The following is a 17565-nucleotide window of genomic DNA, read 5'->3' as shown; positions in this document are numbered from 1 at the left end:
GCAACCAAATACCGAATTGTACCACGTTGCCACAAAACCGATTGCGCATCACTTAGGGAGAGCACGAATGATTGTACGCAGACTCTATTACATCCTGAGTTATGTTTGCCTGCCGTTAACAGTTTTGTTGGGGTATTTCTGGCCACCCATCTTATGGCTGCTTGTGGTATTGGTCCCTTACGCAGTGATCGGCCTCTATGACATGCTGACCACCAAGCACAACGTCCTGAACAACTACCCTGTGCTCGGTCATTTCCGCTATATGTTGGAATTTGTGAGCCCGGAAATCCGGCAGTATTTTGTAGAAACAAATGAAAACGGCCGCCCCTACAATCGGATTGTTCGCAGCTTGGTCTATTCCCGCGCCAAGGGGCAGGTGGACACGCAGGCCTTCGGTACCCAATACGATATTTTGAGCGTTGGCTATCACCGGGCCGACCATTCGCTTGCGCCCAAGAATGTGGCTGAAAGCGAAGAACGTGTGATGTTGGGCGGGCCGCAATGCACGCAACCTTATCTCGCGTCGCGTTTGAACGTGTCGGCGATGAGTTTCGGCGCGCTTAGTGCCAATGCTATCCGGGCTTTGAATGGTGGCGCCAAAGACGGTGGTTTCGCACATAACACGGGCGAGGGCGGATTATCTCCGCACCACTTGGCCGAAGGTGGGGATATCATCTGGCAAATCGGCACGGGTTATTTCGGCTGCCGCTCGCCCGAGGGTGGGTTTGACAAGGACAAATTCGCTGAAAATGCCAGGCGCGACGTGGTCAAAGCGATCGAGATTAAGCTCTCGCAAGGGGCAAAACCGTCCCATGGTGGGGTGCTGCCTGCGGCTAAGGTGGATAAGGAAATCGCCGAAATCCGCGGCGTGCCCGAGCATCAGGATGTGATTTCTCCGCCTGTGCATTCAGCTTTCGACGGGCCAACGGGATTGTTGCATTTCGTGCAACACCTGCGCGAGATGTCGGATGGTAAGCCCATCGGGTTCAAGCTGTGTATTGGTAGACCGTCCGAGTTCATGGCGATCTGCAAGGCGATGTTGGAAACCGGTATCCTGCCGGATTTCATCACGATTGATGGATCAGAGGGCGGCACCGGCGCGGCACCGGTCGAGTTTACCAATCGCCTGGGCATGCCGCTGAACGAAGCATTGATCTTCGTCAACAACTGCCTGCGCGGGGTCGGGTTGCGCGACAAGATCCGGATCATCTGCTCGGGCAAGGTGGCCACTGGGTATGATATGGTCGAAAAACTCGCGCTGGGGGCCGATATGTGCAACGCGGCGCGTGCGATGATGTTTGCGGTCGGCTGCATTCAGGCCTTGCATTGCAACACAAACCGCTGTCCATCGGGCGTCGCCACACAGGATCCGATCCGGGGTCGGGCGGTAAATGTGCCGCAAAAACGCGTGCGGGTGCATCGTTTTCACGACGCAACGCTGGAGAGCTTCCGCGAGCTTTTGGGTGCGATGGGAAAAGACCAGGTCGCAGAGCTGCGCCCCGCCGATATTCGCCGCCGCACAGCTGATGAAAGGGAACGGTCTTATGCCGAGCTTTACGATTTTCTCGAAGATGGCGCCCTTCTAGCGGGTACAGTCCCCTATCAATATGCAGCCGAATGGAAAATGGCTTCGGCAGATCATTTTTAATTTTTTTACGCCAACGCCAAGGATTGACCTTTTCGATCCGTCTTACTCATCGTGATGCGTATGACAACAACGGACGAAAATCTGGCCGGGGCAGCGGCGAAAGGTGACGCAGATGCGTTTGCCGCGCTGTTGGCGCGGCATTACGACCGGGTGTTTCGCCTTGCTTTTCGTCTAACCGGCCGCGCCGACCAGGCCGAGGATTTGACGCAAGACATTTGCGCGGCCTTGCCAGCAAAAATTGCCGGATTTCGGGGGCAGGCAAAGTTCACCACGTGGCTTTACCGGGTGGTCGTGAACGCCGCCGAAGACGCGCGCCGCCGTCAGGCCAGCCACAGCCGCGCCGCGACCGGGTGGGGGGATGTTGAACAGATGCGCCGGGCCGAAGCCGCGGAAACCGCCGAGGCTGTCGATTGGTTGCAGCGGGCCCTGCAGTCTTTGCCGCAGGACCTGCAGGACACGCTGGCCCTGACACTCGAGGATGAGATGACTCATGCCCAAGCCGCCGACGTACTGGGTGTTTCCGAGGGCACCGTTTCCTGGCGCATGTCAGATATCCGCAAGCGCCTGCGCGCCCTGCGACAAGAGGAGCTGGCCCAATGACAGACGATCTTGACGACCTCAAAACATTGATGAACGCAGCCACGCCCGTGCCCGATGCACAGCGCCGGGCCGAAAACCTGTCGATAGCGCAGGAAAATTTCAATCGCGCCCAAGGATTGCAAACTGGCGCACGTCCTACTGACAAGCGAGGCCGGATAGCCCGCCTGACAGAAGGAGTGAAAACCATGTTGAATGCCGTCTCCCATCGCGGTGCACTGACCGCGACCACCGCAATTGCCGCCGTGGCGCTGGTGATGATCGTGCCGCAGACGCGGGACTATGTCGTCAATCCCACCAGTCGTGCAGAAAATCGGCAGGCTGAGCCGATTGCTGGTATCTTGCCAACACCAAACTCTGAATCGGTTCATGATGGTGCTGTGTCAGACCTGCAAGGCTTGGTCGCGGATGCCCCTGCAACGTCGCCTAAGCCCAGAGTGCGTAAGTCAAATGCGCAAGAGTCCAGTTCGCTGGGCGCAACAATGGAATCCGGGATTGCTGGTGGGGCATTGTACGAACGGGCTCCGTCAATTGCACCTTCGCCGATTGAGCTTGATCAAAGAGTTGTGCCCGAGGCTGACACCGAGGCCTTCGCCAATTCCGACACAAACGCGCTGAAAGTTACGACCGAAGAGCCGGTTTCGACCTTCTCGATCGACGTCGATACGGCGTCTTATTCAATCGTCCGGTCTTCGTTGATGCGGGGCCAGTTGCCACCTAAAGACGCGGTGCGGGTGGAAGAGATGGTGAACTACTTCCCCTATGCCTATCTTGCGCCAGAAGGTGAAATGCCGTTCCGTCCGACAATCACGGTGTCGCCAACCCCGTGGAACGAGGGTACTCAGCTTGTACATATCGGCATTCAGGGTGAATTGCCTCAGATCGCAGAACGCGCACCACTGAACCTCGTCTTTCTGATCGATACATCCGGATCAATGCAGGACCCAACCAAACTGCCCCTGCTGAAACAATCCTTTCGCTTATTACTTTCGGAACTACGCCCCGAAGATCAGGTCTCAATTGTTACATATGCAGGCAGTGCAGGGCAGGTGTTGGAGCCCACGGCAGCCTCGGAACGCACAAAGATCCTGTCTTCGTTGGACCAGCTAGAGGCTGGTGGTTCAACCGCAGGTCAAGCCGGGTTGCAGCAGGCCTATCAGGTGGCCGAAGGCATGGCCGCCGAGGGAGAAGTGACGCGGGTGATCTTGGCCACAGACGGGGATTTCAATGTTGGCCTGTCGGATCCTGATGCGCTAAAGGGCTTCATTGCGGGAAAACGCGACAGCGGGACGTTTCTGAGTGTTTTGGGCTTTGGCCGCGGTAACCTTGATGACGCGACAATGCAGGCGCTGGCTCAGAACGGAAACGGGCAGGCTTCTTACATCGACACGCTGGGTGAAGCACGCAAGGTGCTGGTCGACCAGTTGACCGGTGCCCTGTTCCCGATTGCCAACGACGTCAAGATACAGGTCGAATTCAACCCGACTCAGATCGCCGAGTATCGCCTGATCGGATATGAAACCCGCGCGTTGCGGCGCGAGGACTTCTCGAATGACAAGGTTGATGCTGGGGATATTGGCGCAGGCCACACTGTAACCGCGATCTATGAGGTCACGCCGGTCGGGTCGGATGCGATCAGGAACGGACCGCTGCGCTATACCGAGCAGGTAGCGACCGACGGATCAGATGAAATTGGGTTCTTCAAGCTGCGCTACAAGATACCCGGCGCAAATCAAAGCCAATTAATCGAAGAGCCGATCTTTGCCGGGCAAGGCGTAGCAAGCGAAGATGTGCAGTTTTCTTACGCCATTGCCGGGTTTGGCCAGTTGCTGCGCGGCGGCGAATACCTGGGGTCGTGGTCGTACGAGGACGCCATTGCATTGGCCAATTCCGCGAAAGGTCAGGATCCGTTTGGGTATCGGGCAGAAGCCGTCACTTTGATCCGATTGGCAGAAACTCTGGCCCAGTAGGTCTGAGTTGTGGGTGCTGTATTCTGACAGCACCCACTTCTATGCCCGGTTTATCTTGGGTTATTGGCCGCATGGGCGTTGATTTTGCCGACGCTCCATTCCACGGCATCCCTCATGGTCTTGCCCAGAGCCTCATCAAACGCTTTGACCAAATCCGGCGTCTGATCACTGGCCGAGACGATGTATTCCCTAAACGAATCCGATGCGATGATTTTGTCGTCAAACTCGTCGATGATCTTGATATTCATGCGCACTTCGACACGTATGGTTTTGGTGTTCTCAACATCACTGACCACGAGGCCCTGAAACTCTCGCAGATCGGGTACGATCACGTAATCAGCGCGCAGTCCGACAGTGGAACGGCCCACGGCAGCGACTTTGCCGCTGTTTTCATAGCTTTCCACCAGCAAAGCCTGAACGATCAAAGGCGCGCGATCGACCCAGCGTGCACGTGGCAGATACTGGACCTGCAACGGTGTCGGCTGAATGGCGATCTGGTCGGTGTTTACGGCGGCGGTTGCCGTTGGTTCTTGGACGACGATCTGCTTTTGAACGCGCGGCAAGGAAGACGAAAACGTGCTTTTCGGTGTTAACAGGTAGAGGTCGTTTGGCTTGGACGCTTGCCGCAGCGTATCCAGCCCCGTGCACCCGCCCAGCGACACCAACGAAAGTGCCACAAGTAAAAGCCTGATCATTGGCGAAACTCCGATGCTTGGGTGCCCAGTAAGAAGCGTGCTGGATCACGTTCGACCTTGTCCACCAGCCGATCCATGCTGATCACCAGTCGTTGCGATTCCTCGATAAAGCGCGTGAATTGCGGCAGGCCGACACGCAGGAAATCAGACAGCTGGCGCCGGTTGTCCTGTACGATGCCATCGATTGTGCCCAACAGCTCTGATGCGGATTTGGACGCGCTGAGGATGTCTGCCGAGATATCGTCCAGCCGTTCAGTGACGTTTTTCACCGTCGACGCAACTTCGTTTGCGGCTGTGCGCACATCACTCATCACAGCGCCAATATCTTCGTTTATGACCTTGTTGGCCGAGTCGAATGCCTGCTCGGCCGAGGTCAGCGTTCCTTTTGCTGTCTCCATCGCGCCGGTGATCGAACCCAGCGTTTTGTTTGCGTTCAGAAAGGTTTCGTTGACGGTTGCCAATGCGACGCCACCTTCTTCAGTCAGGCCTGACAGACGTTCAGCCAATTCTGTAGCCTGGCTTATGAAGGGTTTGACGTCTTCCTTGATCAGGCGATCAGCCGTTTCGATTGTGCCCTTGGCGCTGTCCAAGGCGACCGTTGCGGATTCGGATGCTGTCTTCACACTTTTCAAAGTGTCTGTTCCGGTTTTCAGGGTTGTTTCTGCAGTATCGGCCAGTTGATCCAATCGATCCGTGAAATCGCCGAGTTTTTTGGCGGCACCACCCAGATCCGAGGACAGGTTTTCAAAGTCCGATAAGGTGTTTTCCAGTTTGCCCGATGCCGATGCAAGATTGCTGAGTATGTCGCTGACCGACTTGCGGTTCTTGTCGTCGACAACTTTGTTGAGGTTATCAAGTAAGGTGATGGCCTCATCCAGAACTTTGGGCGCCCCTTCAAACAGCGATTGAATGGCGCTGCGCTTGCTTTTGATTACGCTGTTTTGTTCCAACCTTTTTCCACCTGAGGTGCCGCCCGTCAGCTCAACGTAACTGACGCCGGTCACGCCCAGAGAATCCAGTTGTGCGATGGTGTTTTCAGTCACAGGAATTTCCGCGTCGACCTCAAGTTTGACCCGGACTTTGGATGGGTCATCCTCATCCAATCGCAGCGAAATCACCTGCCCGACGGGCAGGCCGTTATAGCTGACGCCGCCGGCTGCAGACAGGCCGGACACATTGTCGAACAGAACGTCGTAATAGGCATATTGACGCGATACCTCGAACTTTGCGAGCCATAGGAAAAAGCCAAAGGCGCCAAGGATACCCGCAAGGGTAAACGCGCCAATCAGAATGTAATTCGCTCGGGTTTCCATTGCCTTTACCTGTCCTGCCCCTTCTCTTGCGCCGCGCGCGCCCGGGGGCCAGTGAAATACTCCTGTACCCAAGGATGGTCGACTTTGGTCATTTCTTCAATTGGACCTTCAACCAGCACGCGTTTTTCTGCAAGCACCGCGACGCGGTCGCAAATGGCGTACAAGCTGTCCAGATCATGCGTGACCATGAACACGGTCAATCCAAGCGCATGTTGCAGCTCGCCGATCAACTCGTCGTAGGCTGCCGCGCCGATCGGGTCCAAACCTGCGGTGGGCTCGTCCAGAAACACAATCTCGGGGTCCAGTGCCAGCGCGCGGGCCAGCGCCGCACGTTTACGCATCCCGCCTGACAATTCAGACGGAAGCTTGCCACAGCTGAGTTGCGGCAGACCGACCAAGCTAATCTTCAGACTACCAAGTGCCTTCATCAGGTTTTCGCTGATCCCGGTATGTTCGCGCAGTGGGGCCATGACGTTCTGCAGAACACTCAGCGAGGAAAACAACGCACCGTCCTGAAACGCCACGCCCCAACGTTTTTCAATGCGACGGCGTTCCTGTTCGGGCCCGTTCAAAACATCGACCCCCAGCACCTCGATACTGCCGGCGGCGGGTTTGTTTAGCCCCACAATGGTGCGCAGCAGGACCGATTTCCCGGTGCCTGATCCGCCCACGATGCCCAGAACTTCACCGCGCCAGACATCCAGGTTCAGGTCATCGTGCACGACCTGAGGCCCAAACCGGTTTGTCAGATTGCGCACACGGATCACGGCCTCGCGCTGTGCGCCGGCCTTGGAGGTCTGTTCCAGCACGGTGCCGTCCATGTCAGACCCCCATCACTGAGAAGAAGATCGAGAACAGGGCGTCCAGCGCGATTACCATAAAGATCGACTGCACCACGGAAGCTGTCGTCCTCTGACCCACACTCTGGGCAGATCCTCTGACCTGCATTGCCTGCCAGCACGCTATGACGCCAATTACCAAGGCAAAGAAGGGTGCTTTGATCATGCCGATGGCCAATTGCCAGACACCGGTGTTTTCCTTCAGCCGCGTCATGAACATGCCGGGGCTGACGTCAAGGTCGATCCAGCTCATTAATCCGCCGCCGATCAGGGCGGAAATGTCGGCAATAAAGCCAAGGATCGGCAGCATTATCAGCAGGGCAACAACCCGCGGGATCACCAATACTTCGATCGGGTCCAGCCCCAGCGTGCGCATGGCGTCGATCTCTTCTTGTACTTTCATCGATCCTATTGAAGCAGTGAAGGCTGATCCGGAACGACCGGCGACAATAATAGCCGTCAGCAAGATGCCCAGTTCCCGCAGAACCGAGATCGAGATCAGCTCAACCACAAATATCTCAGCGCCAAATTGTTTAAGCTGCGTGGCACCCTGAAAGGCCAGTACAACACCGATTAGAAACCCCATCAGCGCGACAATCGGGATCGCCTTGAACCCGGTTTCCTCCATCTGAGACACCAGCGCAGCCCGGCGCAACCGGTGCGGCATCAGGATTGTTCGAACTAGACGGTGCAGCGTCAGGCCCAGAAATCCCAGCAGCGACATCGAGTCGTTCCAAGACCCCACAGACCGTTCGCCAACGCTTGCGACCCAATCAACGAAACTACGGTGTTCGGCCTCAACACCCTGCTCATCCGGGATATTCTGAGCCACCGTATCCAACAGTGCAGAATGGGCCGGTTTCAGGCCCTTGAAGGCTACATGCGCCCCTGCGGCCCGGACGCGTCGCGCAAGATTCGCAACTAGCCATGCACCGCCGGTATCCAGCGCTTCGATCTTAGACAGATCAACGGTGACATTGCCACCATCGGGTTGGAACGCCGAAAACGCCTGTTCAACGGTTTCCAGAGACTGCGTCAGCAATTCTCCCGTCACCCGCAGACAGACACCGTTGGAGTCGCGGTCCGAATGTATCATTGGCTGCGTCATGGCCGTATGTGAAGCCAAACCGCGTTGACCTGCAACGCATTTTTGCCCTTGAACAGGGAATTGTCCGGGCGCAATTGCACCCGTGTGACAGTTTGCTGATACCGCGTTGACACAACAATCGGTTGCAAGGTCCGAAACCGAATTGCCTGTCTGAACAGAGTCCATCGAAGCCCAAACTGCGTCGCGCGCGTTTGTTTGTATTCCCTGCCTCGTGGCGCGACAATTCGGTTGCCGGAACCCCGGAACCACGACAGAGTTTGCAACACACCCACACGCGTGGAATCAAGGGGTAAAAGATGCAGCAAGACGGCAATGTCCTCTTCATAATCATTGACCAATTGCGGGCTGATTGCCTGAACGGAGCCCTGGCAGAGTATATCGACTTACCGAACCTGCGCGCCTTTATGAACGAAGCGGTCACGTTTGAGCGGCATTTCTCGGTGACCAACCCCTGCGGTCCGTCGCGTGCCTCGATCCTGACGGGGCAATATGCGATGAACCACCGGTCCGTTCGCAACGGAACGCCTTTGCGCCATGATATTCCAAACATCGCGACCGAGATGCGCAAGGCCGACTATCTGCCGATGTTGTTCGGGTATACTGATACCTCTGCCGATCCACGTGCGCACCATCACAACGATCCGATCCTAAAATCTTATGAACACCCGATGGCCGGGTTCCACGAAATGCTCGAAATGCGGCTTGAGGAATCCTATCCCTGGCGTGCGCATCTGATGCAAAAAGGCTATGCGTTCGAAGATTACTGGGACGTGCATTCCCCGGTTTCGCCAACCGGTGGTGCGCCACGCCTGAACGATCCCGCGCTGTACCGGGCAGAAGACAGCGACACCGCGTTTCTGACTGATTCATTCGTGACCGGCATGGCGCCTTTTGTTGGGCAGAACTGGTTTGCGCATCTGACCTATATCCGGCCACATCCACCGCTGGTCGCGCCGGCGCCTTACAACGTGATGTATGACGGATCGACCCTGCCTCTGCCAGCGGGATTCCCCGACCGGGAGGACGAGTTGGCCCTGCATCCGTTCTTCGGTCCGACAATGGACAAACAAACGCCTACCGATGTTGTTGAGGGTTTTGACAATGTCGAACCAACCACCGAGAACATCCAGACCTTGCGGGCGGTCTACCTTGGATTGGCGACCGAGGTTGATCACCACATAGGTCGTGTCGTGCAGTTCCTGAAGGACAGCGGTCAATACGATAATACTTTGGTGGTCATCACCGCAGATCACGGTGAGATGCTGGGGGACCGGCACAGCTGGGGCAAAATGTCGGTCTATGATGCGGCCTATCATATTCCGCTGATCATCCGGGTGCCCGGTGATCAGGCACAAGCCGGGTCGGTCGTCACCGTCCCGACCGAGTCCATCGATGTCACGCCAACCATTCTGAATTGGGTCGGTCAACCCATCCCAAACGCGATGGATGGGCGGTCACTGATGCCTCTGCTGAAAGGTCAGGTGCCGAAGGACTGGCGCACGTATTCCTTTAGCGAACTGGACTTTTCGGACCCTCAGACACCGACGCTGTGGCAACAAGAGCTGCGAACAGGTCACAGCAATTCCTGCCTGGGCATCCTGCGGGACGAGCGGTTCACTCTGGTAGAGTTTGCGGCGGACATGCCATCACTTCTTTTCGACAATCAGGGGAAAGGGGAAATGGAGAATGTCGCGGAAATCCCCGAATACGCGACGGACCTGGCCCGCCTGAGTCGCCAAATGTTGCGACATCGGATGCGCAACATGGATCACACGCTATCCCTGCATTCGATCACCAAAGACGGGCCGAAATCTACGCCTCGATACTGACTGCACGCCGACAAAGTACCATTGTCAGGGGTCGCAAAGTGTCGCGACCGTGCCCTCTACACCTGTGGTCGCTCCGGTGCTACGGATATGGGGCGGGGAGGGTGACTTTGGAAATTACCGAACACCATATCAAAGAGATGACAACAGCCGGTCTGAATCTGATCGGACAGGCGCTGTCGATTTATGACAGCGAGTTGCGGCTGGTGGTCAGCAATCGTCCGTTTCAGGTGATGTTCAGCCTTCCGGACGAGCTGGTCCAGCCCGGGGCTTTGTTCCGGGATACAATCCAGTTTCTGGCGTCCAGAGGCGAATACGGCGCGACCGAAGATGTCGAAGATATGGTGGAACAACGCGTCAAACAGGCTCTGGCATTTGAACCTCACTATATGGAACGTGTGCGGGCCGATGGCCAGGTCATCTCGGTCGAAGGGGCGCCGTTGCCAAAAGGGGGTTGGGTTGCGGTTTACACCGACATCACCAACACCAAACAGGCCGAGGCGCTGTTGCGCGCAAGGTCCGAGGAACTGTCCGACCAGTTGCTGACCCGCGCCGAAGAACTGTCGGCGGCCAACCGAAAGCTTGCCGCGACCAACGCAGCACTGGAAGAGGCCAAGCGTCAACTGACCGAGATCGAAGCCCGCACACGCATGACGACAGAAATGATGCCGGCCCATATCGCGCATCTGGATCGTCATGGGCGGTACGACTACTCCAACCGGCGTCTCAGTTCGGTCCTGCCCGGTCGTCCGTCTGACATTTTGGGTATGCACATTTCCCAAGCGTTGGGGTCGACGGCGTTCACGCGTGTCGAACCGCATCTGCAAACGGCATATGGCGGTGAAACCTCGGTGTTTGAGTTTACCGAAGATCAGGATTCGCGGCGCATTCGTGTCTCGTTCACCCCGGATGGTGACGGCGGTGTATACGTGATGTCCGTTGATATTACCGAGGAAACTCAGGCCCGTGTCGCACTGCAACAAACCCGGCGACGCGAGATGGCGGCGCAGATGACCAGCGGGCTTGCGCATGACTTTTCCAACCTGTTGACGATCATACTGGGCATGCAATCCCGTCTGAAAAAGATGGACTTATCCGAGGACGCACGTGAGCTTGTGGCAGCGACGCAGCAGACCGCGCGGCGAGGCGGGCAATTGCTGAACCGAATTGCCGACATGACTGGAAATCGGACGCCGCAACCTAAAGCAACGGATATGCGAGGCCTGTTGGAGGACCTGCGCATTCTGGCCTCACCTTCTTTGCCGCGTGGGGTCGGATTGTCAGTGGTCAACACTTTGCCAGACGAAGCGATGATGCTGGATCCGGGCATGATGCAGGATGCTTTGCTTAACCTGGTTCTGAATGCACGTGATGCCTGCGGCGGCTTTGGTCAGATTACCATCAGTGCCCATAGAATCGGTGCAATCTGGATCGAGATTTCTGTGTCAGACACGGGGTCGGGCTTTTCCGATGACGCGTTGGAAAAGGCCATGAATCCTTTTTTCACCACCAAAGGCAGTAAAGGGTCGGGTCTGGGCCTGCCCATGGTTTATGACACTGTGAAACTGGCCGGGGGCGATCTGAGTTTGCGTAATACTCCTTCAGGTGCATCCGTCATCTTGCGCCTGCCGTACCGACCTGCACCGTCTGCCCATGACGGCCTGGTGCTGTTGGTTGAAGACAATGACGAACTGCGTGGGCAGTTTCGGGACATGCTGGTAGATCTGGGCTTTACTGTGATCGAGGCAACGTCATGTGATGAAGCCTTGGCTCTGACTGCGGACATTAAAAACATCACGCTCGTCTTGTCCGACATTCGTCTGGAGGGGCAGGGTACTGGTCTGGACCTGCTGACGAAACTGCGTTCTGTTCTGCCGTGTATTCTTATGACGTCCTTGCCGTATTCCGACCCGCTGCACCGCCAGGCGCTGACACTAGCTCCGGTCTTGCGCAAACCATTTACCAAGGCTCAACTATCTGCCCTGATCCGAAGCGAGGCTGCCTGATGACACAACCGCTGGTCACAATTGTTGATGATGAACCCGAGATTAGGCGCATCCTGACCGATACCCTTGAGGATGCTGGATTTCGCACGCAGAGCTTCTCTCGGGCCCGAGAATTCGAAGCGTCCCTGAAACGCGTAACTCCGGATGTCTGTTTGGTGGACCTGTCTTTGCCGGATACTGATGGGCTGGCGCTGGTTCATCGGTTGGCGCTGGAACAGGGGGCTGCGGTCATCATCATATCGGGTCGCGCGCAGGTTCAGGACCGTGTCACCGGGCTCGAGCTGGGGGCGGATGATTACATAACCAAACCGTTTGACCCGGCCGAAGTCGTTGCCCGTATCCGCGCCAGATTGCGGTCGCCACGAACGCAGACCACCCAATCTGATATCGCCAGGTTCAACGGATGGACCGCGCATTTCGACCGTTATGTACTCGAGGACGGCAAGGGTGCAGAAACACCGTTCAGCCATGCAGAAGGCGAGGTTTTGAGGTTGTTTCTGGACAGTCCAAAACGCTTGATTAGCCGAGCGCAAATGCAGGAAGCATTGGGCGGAGCAGCAGGTGACAGTTTCGACCGTGCGATGGACGTGCGTATTTCCCGACTGCGCACTAAACTGCAGGAGGATCCGAAAAATCCGCGTCTGATCAAGACGATCTATGGCGCCGGTTACATTTTTCTGGGAGATGTTGATTGGCGATAAAATGCTTATGGGGCAGGGCTCTTGCACCGAGATTCTGATAGAACTTTATGTGGTTATCTTTTAAAAACATGGAGATAGATTAAAGTCTTGTGAGGCAAGCCCTGACATTGACACAACAAACGGCATTATCTGTAAGCACGCTATGGATTCTTGCGACTGGCGCGCATAACTAACAGCATCCCGAGTGTCTGGCATGCTCTGCTTTTATATGCCGCTTGAAATAGAAATGGCTGCACCACGCTTGAGCGTTAAAACGACTAAAGGTTTTTGGAGAGAAGAATGATCAAAGAAGCCTGGACGAGATGGCGTTCTGGTCATATCGGCCGCCTTTTGGGCGAAAGCCTCCGAAATCAGGGGTGGTTGTACGGGATAGCGATGATTGCGATGGTCCTGGTGGCCGCGACAACCGCCGGCACCGCGTGGATGATGGAAAACATTGTCAACACGATGACCGAACCAGACAAGCGATCCCAAGTTTATCTGGTTGCCGGAGCAGTCGCTTCGCTGTTTTTCTGCAAAGCTGCAGCGTCGTATGTGCAGGCGATTTTCCTGGCGCGCGCCGGAAACCGAATAATCGCCGTGCAACAAGAGCGGCTTTTTGCCAAGCTGATCAAGCGCGGCGTCGGCTTTTTTGAAAGAACGGAATCATCCAGTTTGCTGATGCGCGTCACGCAAGGGGCCCAGGCGGCCAGGCGGCTGGTTGATGTTATCGTTACCGGCTTTGTTCGCGATGCACTAACGTTGGTTGGGCTCGTGGTAGTCATGGTCTATCAGCAACCGATGCTGTCAGTCTTGTTTTTTGTGGTCGGTCCGATTGCAATGTTTGGTGTCCGTTTTCTGCTGAAAAGCGTTCGGGCGATTATGCAGTCCGAAATGAAGGCGCTGTCGGAAATTATCAAAGTCATGCAAGAGACCTCAGGTGGCATTACCATCATCAAGGTTTTGGCGCTTGAAGATCACATGAGTCAGCGCATGAACGGCGCGATCAGATCGGTTGAGCAGCGAGCAAACTCGATCTCCAAGTTACAGTCCGTTGCTAGCCCATTGATGGAATTTCTCGCAGGCTTGGCCGTCGCAGGGGTCCTGATCATCAGTACTGTGGGCTTCGCAGGAAGTCAGCCTACGACGGCCGGACAGCTGATGTCGTTTATTACCGCACTGCTAATGGCCTACGAGCCCGCGAAACGGTTGTCGAAAATGCGCGTTGTGATTGAAACAACGCTGGTTCCCATTGGCATGATGTTCGAACTTCTGGATCAAGAAGAGCCTATGCGCGAAAGCCCTGATGCTAAAGAACTGAGCTCAGGGCCGGGTAAAATCCGCCTGAAAAACTTGACCTTTGGATACCACGGAAAACCGAAGGTTATCAACAATATGAACATGACTTTCGAGGCTGGAAAGACGACTGCTCTGGTTGGGCAGTCCGGCGGAGGAAAGTCTACAATCTTCGGGTTAATCATGCGGTTTTATGACCCGGCCAGTGGCACAGTTGAAATTGACGATCAGGATTTGCATGGTGTCACCTTCGCCTCTTTGCGCCGAAAGATCTCATATGTTGGTCAGGAAACGTTTTTGTTCTCTGCAACAGTGATGGAGAACCTTCGTTTTGCGAACCCCGCTGCGACAGATGAAGAAGTGATGGAGGCCGCGCGCGCGGCGCATGCGCATGACTTCATTTCCAAGTTACACCATGGGTATGATACCGAGGTTGGCGAGAACGGTGCGTTTTTGTCCGGCGGTCAAAAACAGCGCCTGGCTATTGCTCGAGCTATTCTGCGCAAATCCGAAATTCTACTTCTGGACGAAGCCACCAGTGCGCTTGATGCGGAATCGGAGGCTCTGGTAAAAGCCGCATTGGATAAATTGACCAAGAACGTAACAACCATCGTAATTGCGCATCGGCTTTCGACGGTCCTTGAGGCTGACAACATCGTCGTCATTCAGGAAGGTGAAGTAATTGAGGAAGGGAACCTTGACACCTTGATCAAGAAAGGTGGGGCTTTCCGAAGGCTGTTTGATCAGCAGTTCAAACAGCCCGCGTCTTAATCGGCAGAGATTTTGGTAACGTTTTGGGGCGTTTTGTGTTTGACGAGGCGTAATTCTCATTCCCGAAGCGCTCGGTCTTTCACTTTTACAACAGGTTGCAGCAAGTACTCCAACACCGTCTTCTTGCCGGATAAAATATCAACTTCGGCAATCATCCCCGGAATAATCTCAACGGCGACGCCGTTCGCGTCCAGCATCGAGTTGCTTGTTTCGATTTCAACTACGAACACCTCTTCGTCGTTACGTTCTGATCGCGTGATGGTGTCCGCACCGATGCGCGTTATCACACCGTTCAGCGCCCCGTACCGAGCAAAGTCATAGGCCGTAATTTTGACTTTGACAGGCTGGTCGGCGTGCAAAAAGGCGATGTCCTCTGGACGGACATAGGCTTCAACCAGAAGTGTATCATTCAATGGCACGATTTCGATCAATTCTTCTCCACTGCGTGCCATCCCTCCGACCGTTGAGCGGTGGATATGATTGACAATACCTCGGACCGGCGACCTGACCTGCGCTCGCGCGGCCCGGTCTTGCAGGGCAGGCAAGACCGGTTGAAGCGCTGCCAGTTCGGCTGTGGCCAGTGCCAAATCCGTCAGGGCAGCGCTTCGAAATCTGCTGCGGGTCGCCCGGATGCGATCATCAATTTCGTCCAGCCCGGTTTTCAGCCTGTTGGTCGCAGCCTCTGCTCGCGTTTTGTGGCCCTCCCACTCTGCTTCGCTGCGGCGTAAGGTGAGCAGGGTCGTTGCCGGTTCCATTCGCTTTTCGACCAAAGGTTCCATCATCGCGCGCTCTTCTGCCAGTAAACTGAGCGTTTCGCCGGCGGTTACTCGATCTACCAAGCCTTCTTCGTATTCCTGATGCCGTTGCTGCCTTTGCCGCTCAAGGATTGCGATTTCTGCGTGCAATTCCGATTGACGGCCTTGATACAAAGCAGTTTCCGATTTCACGATCTTCGGAGCCCCTTTGATCAGCGCTGCCTCGAAAGACAGTTCCGCCTCGTCGATTTCAGCCTGCAACCTTTGCGCTCGTGCCATCAGGCCATATGCGCGTTGTTGTTCCTGACTAAGCTGGCTTTGGATTTGAGTGGTATCGAACTCCATCAAAAGCATGCCTTTGTCGACCACTTGCCCTTCGCGTGTGTTCAATGATTGCAAGACGCCGGGTTCGGTGGCCTCGATGACCTGAATATCCGCCGAGGGGACAATCCGCCCGTCAACACGTGTGACGTCGTCCAGTTCCGCCAGATGGGCCCAAAACACCATGGCGGTCAGGCAAGAACAAATCACCAGCAAAAGCAGTGAGCCACGTATTGGAGAGCGTCCGCGCATTTCACGCGCCAGGAGGGCGAGGTCAGGATGCCGCGACATTCAGATGCCTCCGAGCTTTACGGGCGTGTTGTGCAAGCAAGCTTTTGGGTCCGTCCGCGGCAATGCGCCCACCTTCAATGACAATCACGCGGTCCACCAGTTCCAACAGGCTGGTGCGGTGTGTTACGATTGCCATTGTCGTATCTTCTGTTGCTTGTTTGAGACGTTTGATCACGTCTGCCTCGGTTTTCACGTCCATTGCACTGGTTGGTTCATCCAGCAGCAGGACTGGGGGGCGGCCAATCAATGCGCGGGCCAGGGCAATAGCCTGACGCTGTCCGCCAGACAGGCCTTCGCCACGCTCTGCCAGCTTCAGATCATAACCGTTTGGGTTGTAGGCAACGAATTCCTCGACACCCGCCACTTTGCCCGCATGGATCAGGTCCCTGTCAAGCGGGCGAACGGCACCGCTGTTGATGTTTTCACGGACCGTCCCGGAAAACAGCCGGATAGACAACCTGGGAGTTGTGCGAGACGGGTTTGGCACGGTTACCGGAACTGCGCAGAACGATATACTCAGTGGTGGTGTGTTAGAGACCACCCTTTTGGGCGGTGCGGGTGACGACATCCTGATCTCGGGCACCGGGGCGACAACAATGAAAGGCGGTCTCGGGGCGGACATCTATGTCATGCAGTATGGCAGCGATCCAACCACAATTACTGGGTTTCAGGCTGGTTTTGATCGGCTTGACCTGTTCGATTATCCCATGCTGCGCAACCCCGGGCAGCTGACATTTACATCCACGGCGCAGGGCGCACAGATTGAGTACATCAATGAGGTGATCGTAATTAACGCGGCAACCAAAACCCCCTTATCCAGCACCGACGTGTTTGGGGCAGGCTTCGGCGGCCCGGATCATATCCCGGTTGATTTCGGCGATTTCGGCGGTTTGGACCCAGGCAGCTCTGACGGAATTCAGGGCGCGGTTTCGGTGAATTCTGAGACCGCAAATGCCGGGTTGAACGATGCTGAAATCCTGCTCACGTTGGACGGGGGCGGAACTGTTAGTGCGCGGGCCGACGACGAGGGCCGGTTTGACTTGGGCTTGCCAGACGGCAGTTTTACCGGTGCGCTTGAGATCATCAAATCCTATTCCACAGCCAGCGATGAGATCACCGCACTGGACGCATTGCAGGTTTTGCGCATTTCAGTTGGGTTGGACCCCACCTGGGGGCCGGCATCGCCGGGAAACCTGATCGCTGCGGACATCACGCAGGATGGGACGGTCAATGCGCTGGACGCATTGGCGATCCTTCAGGTTGCGGTTGGCCTGTCCACCGAACATGAGCCAGAGTGGGTGTTTCTGGACGACGATGCAGACCTGACGGGGATCACAAGGACGGACGTGAGCTACGAGACCGGGGTGGACATTGTGGCGGTCGACAATGTGATCTCTACCGACATGACCTCGATCCTGCTGGGGAATTTGGAACCTGTCTGAAACCGGG

14 protein-coding genes are annotated in these 17565 nt (G+C 55.9%); 8 read left to right on the top strand and 6 right to left on the bottom strand.

Annotation, left to right across the window (positions count from 1 at the left end):
• The first annotated feature begins 67 nt into the window (after positions 1 to 67).
• From RUM8411_RS08510 to RUM8411_RS08500, 3 genes are read left to right on the top strand one after another with little or no spacing between them, the layout of a single operon-like run.
• Positions 68 to 1648, top strand: a complete 1581-nt coding sequence (locus RUM8411_RS08510; RefSeq protein WP_085822265.1) for an FMN-binding glutamate synthase family protein — start codon at positions 68 to 70, stop codon at positions 1646 to 1648.
• 60 nt (positions 1649 to 1708) lie between these two features.
• Positions 1709 to 2248, top strand: a complete 540-nt coding sequence (locus RUM8411_RS08505) for an RNA polymerase sigma factor (protein WP_085822368.1) — start codon at positions 1709 to 1711, stop codon at positions 2246 to 2248.
• Positions 2245 to 4215 carry a vWA domain-containing protein gene (locus RUM8411_RS08500; protein ID WP_085822264.1) on the top strand — a complete coding sequence of 657 codons (1971 nt, stop codon included), beginning with the start codon at positions 2245 to 2247 and terminating at the stop codon, positions 4213 to 4215. Before RUM8411_RS08505 ends, RUM8411_RS08500 begins: the two co-directional genes overlap by 4 nt.
• A gap of 50 nt (positions 4216 to 4265) precedes the next feature.
• Here RUM8411_RS08500 and RUM8411_RS08495 read toward each other — a convergent pair whose 3' ends face one another.
• Genes RUM8411_RS08495 through RUM8411_RS08480 form a run of 4 tightly spaced genes read right to left on the bottom strand, consistent with a single transcriptional unit; the run spans position 4266 to position 8158 of the window.
• Entirely contained in the window at positions 4266 to 4910 is a 645-nt protein-coding gene (locus tag RUM8411_RS08495) for an ABC-type transport auxiliary lipoprotein family protein (RefSeq protein ID WP_085822263.1), read from the bottom strand.
• Positions 4907 to 6223, bottom strand: a complete 1317-nt coding sequence (locus tag RUM8411_RS08490) for an MlaD family protein (RefSeq protein WP_085822262.1) — start codon at positions 6221 to 6223, stop codon at positions 4907 to 4909. Before RUM8411_RS08490 ends, RUM8411_RS08495 begins: the two co-directional genes overlap by 4 nt.
• Before the next feature lie 5 nt (positions 6224 to 6228).
• Entirely contained in the window at positions 6229 to 7044 is an 816-nt protein-coding gene (locus tag RUM8411_RS08485) for an ABC transporter ATP-binding protein (RefSeq protein ID WP_085822261.1), read from the bottom strand.
• A 1-nt stretch (position 7045) separates the two neighbouring features.
• Positions 7046 to 8158 (bottom strand): ABC transporter permease, encoded by a 1113-nt coding sequence (locus RUM8411_RS08480; protein ID WP_234995173.1) that lies wholly within the window; start codon positions 8156 to 8158, stop codon positions 7046 to 7048.
• 308 nt (positions 8159 to 8466) lie between these two features.
• On the opposite strand from RUM8411_RS08480, the gene RUM8411_RS08470 reads away from it, so the two are divergent.
• The 4 genes from RUM8411_RS08470 (at position 8467) to RUM8411_RS08455 (ending at position 14749) form a co-directional block, all read left to right on the top strand.
• Positions 8467 to 9999 (top strand): sulfatase-like hydrolase/transferase, encoded by a 1533-nt coding sequence (locus tag RUM8411_RS08470; protein WP_085822258.1) that lies wholly within the window; start codon positions 8467 to 8469, stop codon positions 9997 to 9999.
• Between the two features lie 137 nt (positions 10000 to 10136).
• Positions 10137 to 12002: a PAS-domain containing protein gene (locus RUM8411_RS08465; protein ID WP_085822367.1), complete on the top strand. Its 1866-nt coding sequence runs from the start codon at positions 10137 to 10139 to the stop codon at positions 12000 to 12002.
• Positions 12002 to 12703 carry a response regulator transcription factor gene (locus RUM8411_RS08460; RefSeq protein ID WP_085822257.1) on the top strand — a complete coding sequence of 234 codons (702 nt, stop codon included), beginning with the start codon at positions 12002 to 12004 and terminating at the stop codon, positions 12701 to 12703. The genes RUM8411_RS08465 and RUM8411_RS08460 overlap by 1 nt, the downstream gene beginning before the upstream one ends.
• Positions 12704 to 12982: 279 nt before the next feature.
• Positions 12983 to 14749 (top strand): ABC transporter ATP-binding protein, encoded by a 1767-nt coding sequence (locus tag RUM8411_RS08455; protein WP_085822256.1) that lies wholly within the window; start codon positions 12983 to 12985, stop codon positions 14747 to 14749.
• Positions 14750 to 14805: 56 nt separating this feature from the next.
• Here RUM8411_RS08455 and RUM8411_RS08450 read toward each other — a convergent pair whose 3' ends face one another.
• Complete coding sequence (locus RUM8411_RS08450; RefSeq protein ID WP_085822255.1) at positions 14806 to 16116, bottom strand: HlyD family type I secretion periplasmic adaptor subunit; 1311 nt, start codon at positions 16114 to 16116, stop codon at positions 14806 to 14808.
• Positions 16100 to 16573, bottom strand: a complete 474-nt coding sequence (locus tag RUM8411_RS08445; protein ID WP_234995172.1) for an ATP-binding cassette domain-containing protein — start codon at positions 16571 to 16573, stop codon at positions 16100 to 16102. The genes RUM8411_RS08450 and RUM8411_RS08445 overlap by 17 nt, the downstream gene beginning before the upstream one ends.
• Before the next feature lie 10 nt (positions 16574 to 16583).
• Between RUM8411_RS08445 and RUM8411_RS08440 the strand changes: the two genes are divergently transcribed.
• Positions 16584 to 17558, top strand: coding sequence for a dockerin type I domain-containing protein (locus RUM8411_RS08440; RefSeq protein WP_234995171.1), 975 nt, complete (start codon positions 16584 to 16586; stop codon positions 17556 to 17558).
• The last annotated feature ends 7 nt before the right edge of the window (positions 17559 to 17565 follow it).

Origin of the sequence: Ruegeria meonggei, assembly GCF_900172215.1 — a bacterium.
Taxonomy (GTDB): Bacteria; Pseudomonadota; Alphaproteobacteria; order Rhodobacterales; family Rhodobacteraceae; genus Ruegeria; species Ruegeria meonggei.
Note: the sequence above shows the minus strand (reverse complement) of the source record. Positions and strands in the feature narration are given on the sequence as shown.

Bases quoted from the DNA above. Each gene is read 5' to 3' on its own strand.
- RUM8411_RS08485 (WP_085822261.1), bottom strand. From the start codon at position 7,044: ATGGACGGCACCGTGCTGGAACAGACCTCCAAGGCCGGCGCACAGCGC.
- RUM8411_RS08500 (WP_085822264.1), top strand. From the start codon at position 2,245: ATGACAGACGATCTTGACGACCTCAAAACATTGATGAACGCAGCCACG.
- RUM8411_RS08450 (WP_085822255.1), bottom strand. From the start codon at position 16,116: ATGTCGCGGCATCCTGACCTCGCCCTCCTGGCGCGTGAAATGCGCGGA.
- RUM8411_RS08455 (WP_085822256.1), top strand. From the start codon at position 12,983: ATGATCAAAGAAGCCTGGACGAGATGGCGTTCTGGTCATATCGGCCGC.
- RUM8411_RS08480 (WP_234995173.1), bottom strand. From the start codon at position 8,158: ATGATACATTCGGACCGCGACTCCAACGGTGTCTGTCTGCGGGTGACG.
- RUM8411_RS08510 (WP_085822265.1), top strand. From the start codon at position 68: ATGATTGTACGCAGACTCTATTACATCCTGAGTTATGTTTGCCTGCCG.
- RUM8411_RS08470 (WP_085822258.1), top strand. From the start codon at position 8,467: ATGCAGCAAGACGGCAATGTCCTCTTCATAATCATTGACCAATTGCGG.
- RUM8411_RS08505 (WP_085822368.1), top strand. From the start codon at position 1,709: ATGACAACAACGGACGAAAATCTGGCCGGGGCAGCGGCGAAAGGTGAC.
- RUM8411_RS08490 (WP_085822262.1), bottom strand. From the start codon at position 6,223: ATGGAAACCCGAGCGAATTACATTCTGATTGGCGCGTTTACCCTTGCG.
- RUM8411_RS08465 (WP_085822367.1), top strand. From the start codon at position 10,137: ATGACAACAGCCGGTCTGAATCTGATCGGACAGGCGCTGTCGATTTAT.
- RUM8411_RS08460 (WP_085822257.1), top strand. From the start codon at position 12,002: ATGACACAACCGCTGGTCACAATTGTTGATGATGAACCCGAGATTAGG.
- RUM8411_RS08495 (WP_085822263.1), bottom strand. From the start codon at position 4,910: ATGATCAGGCTTTTACTTGTGGCACTTTCGTTGGTGTCGCTGGGCGGG.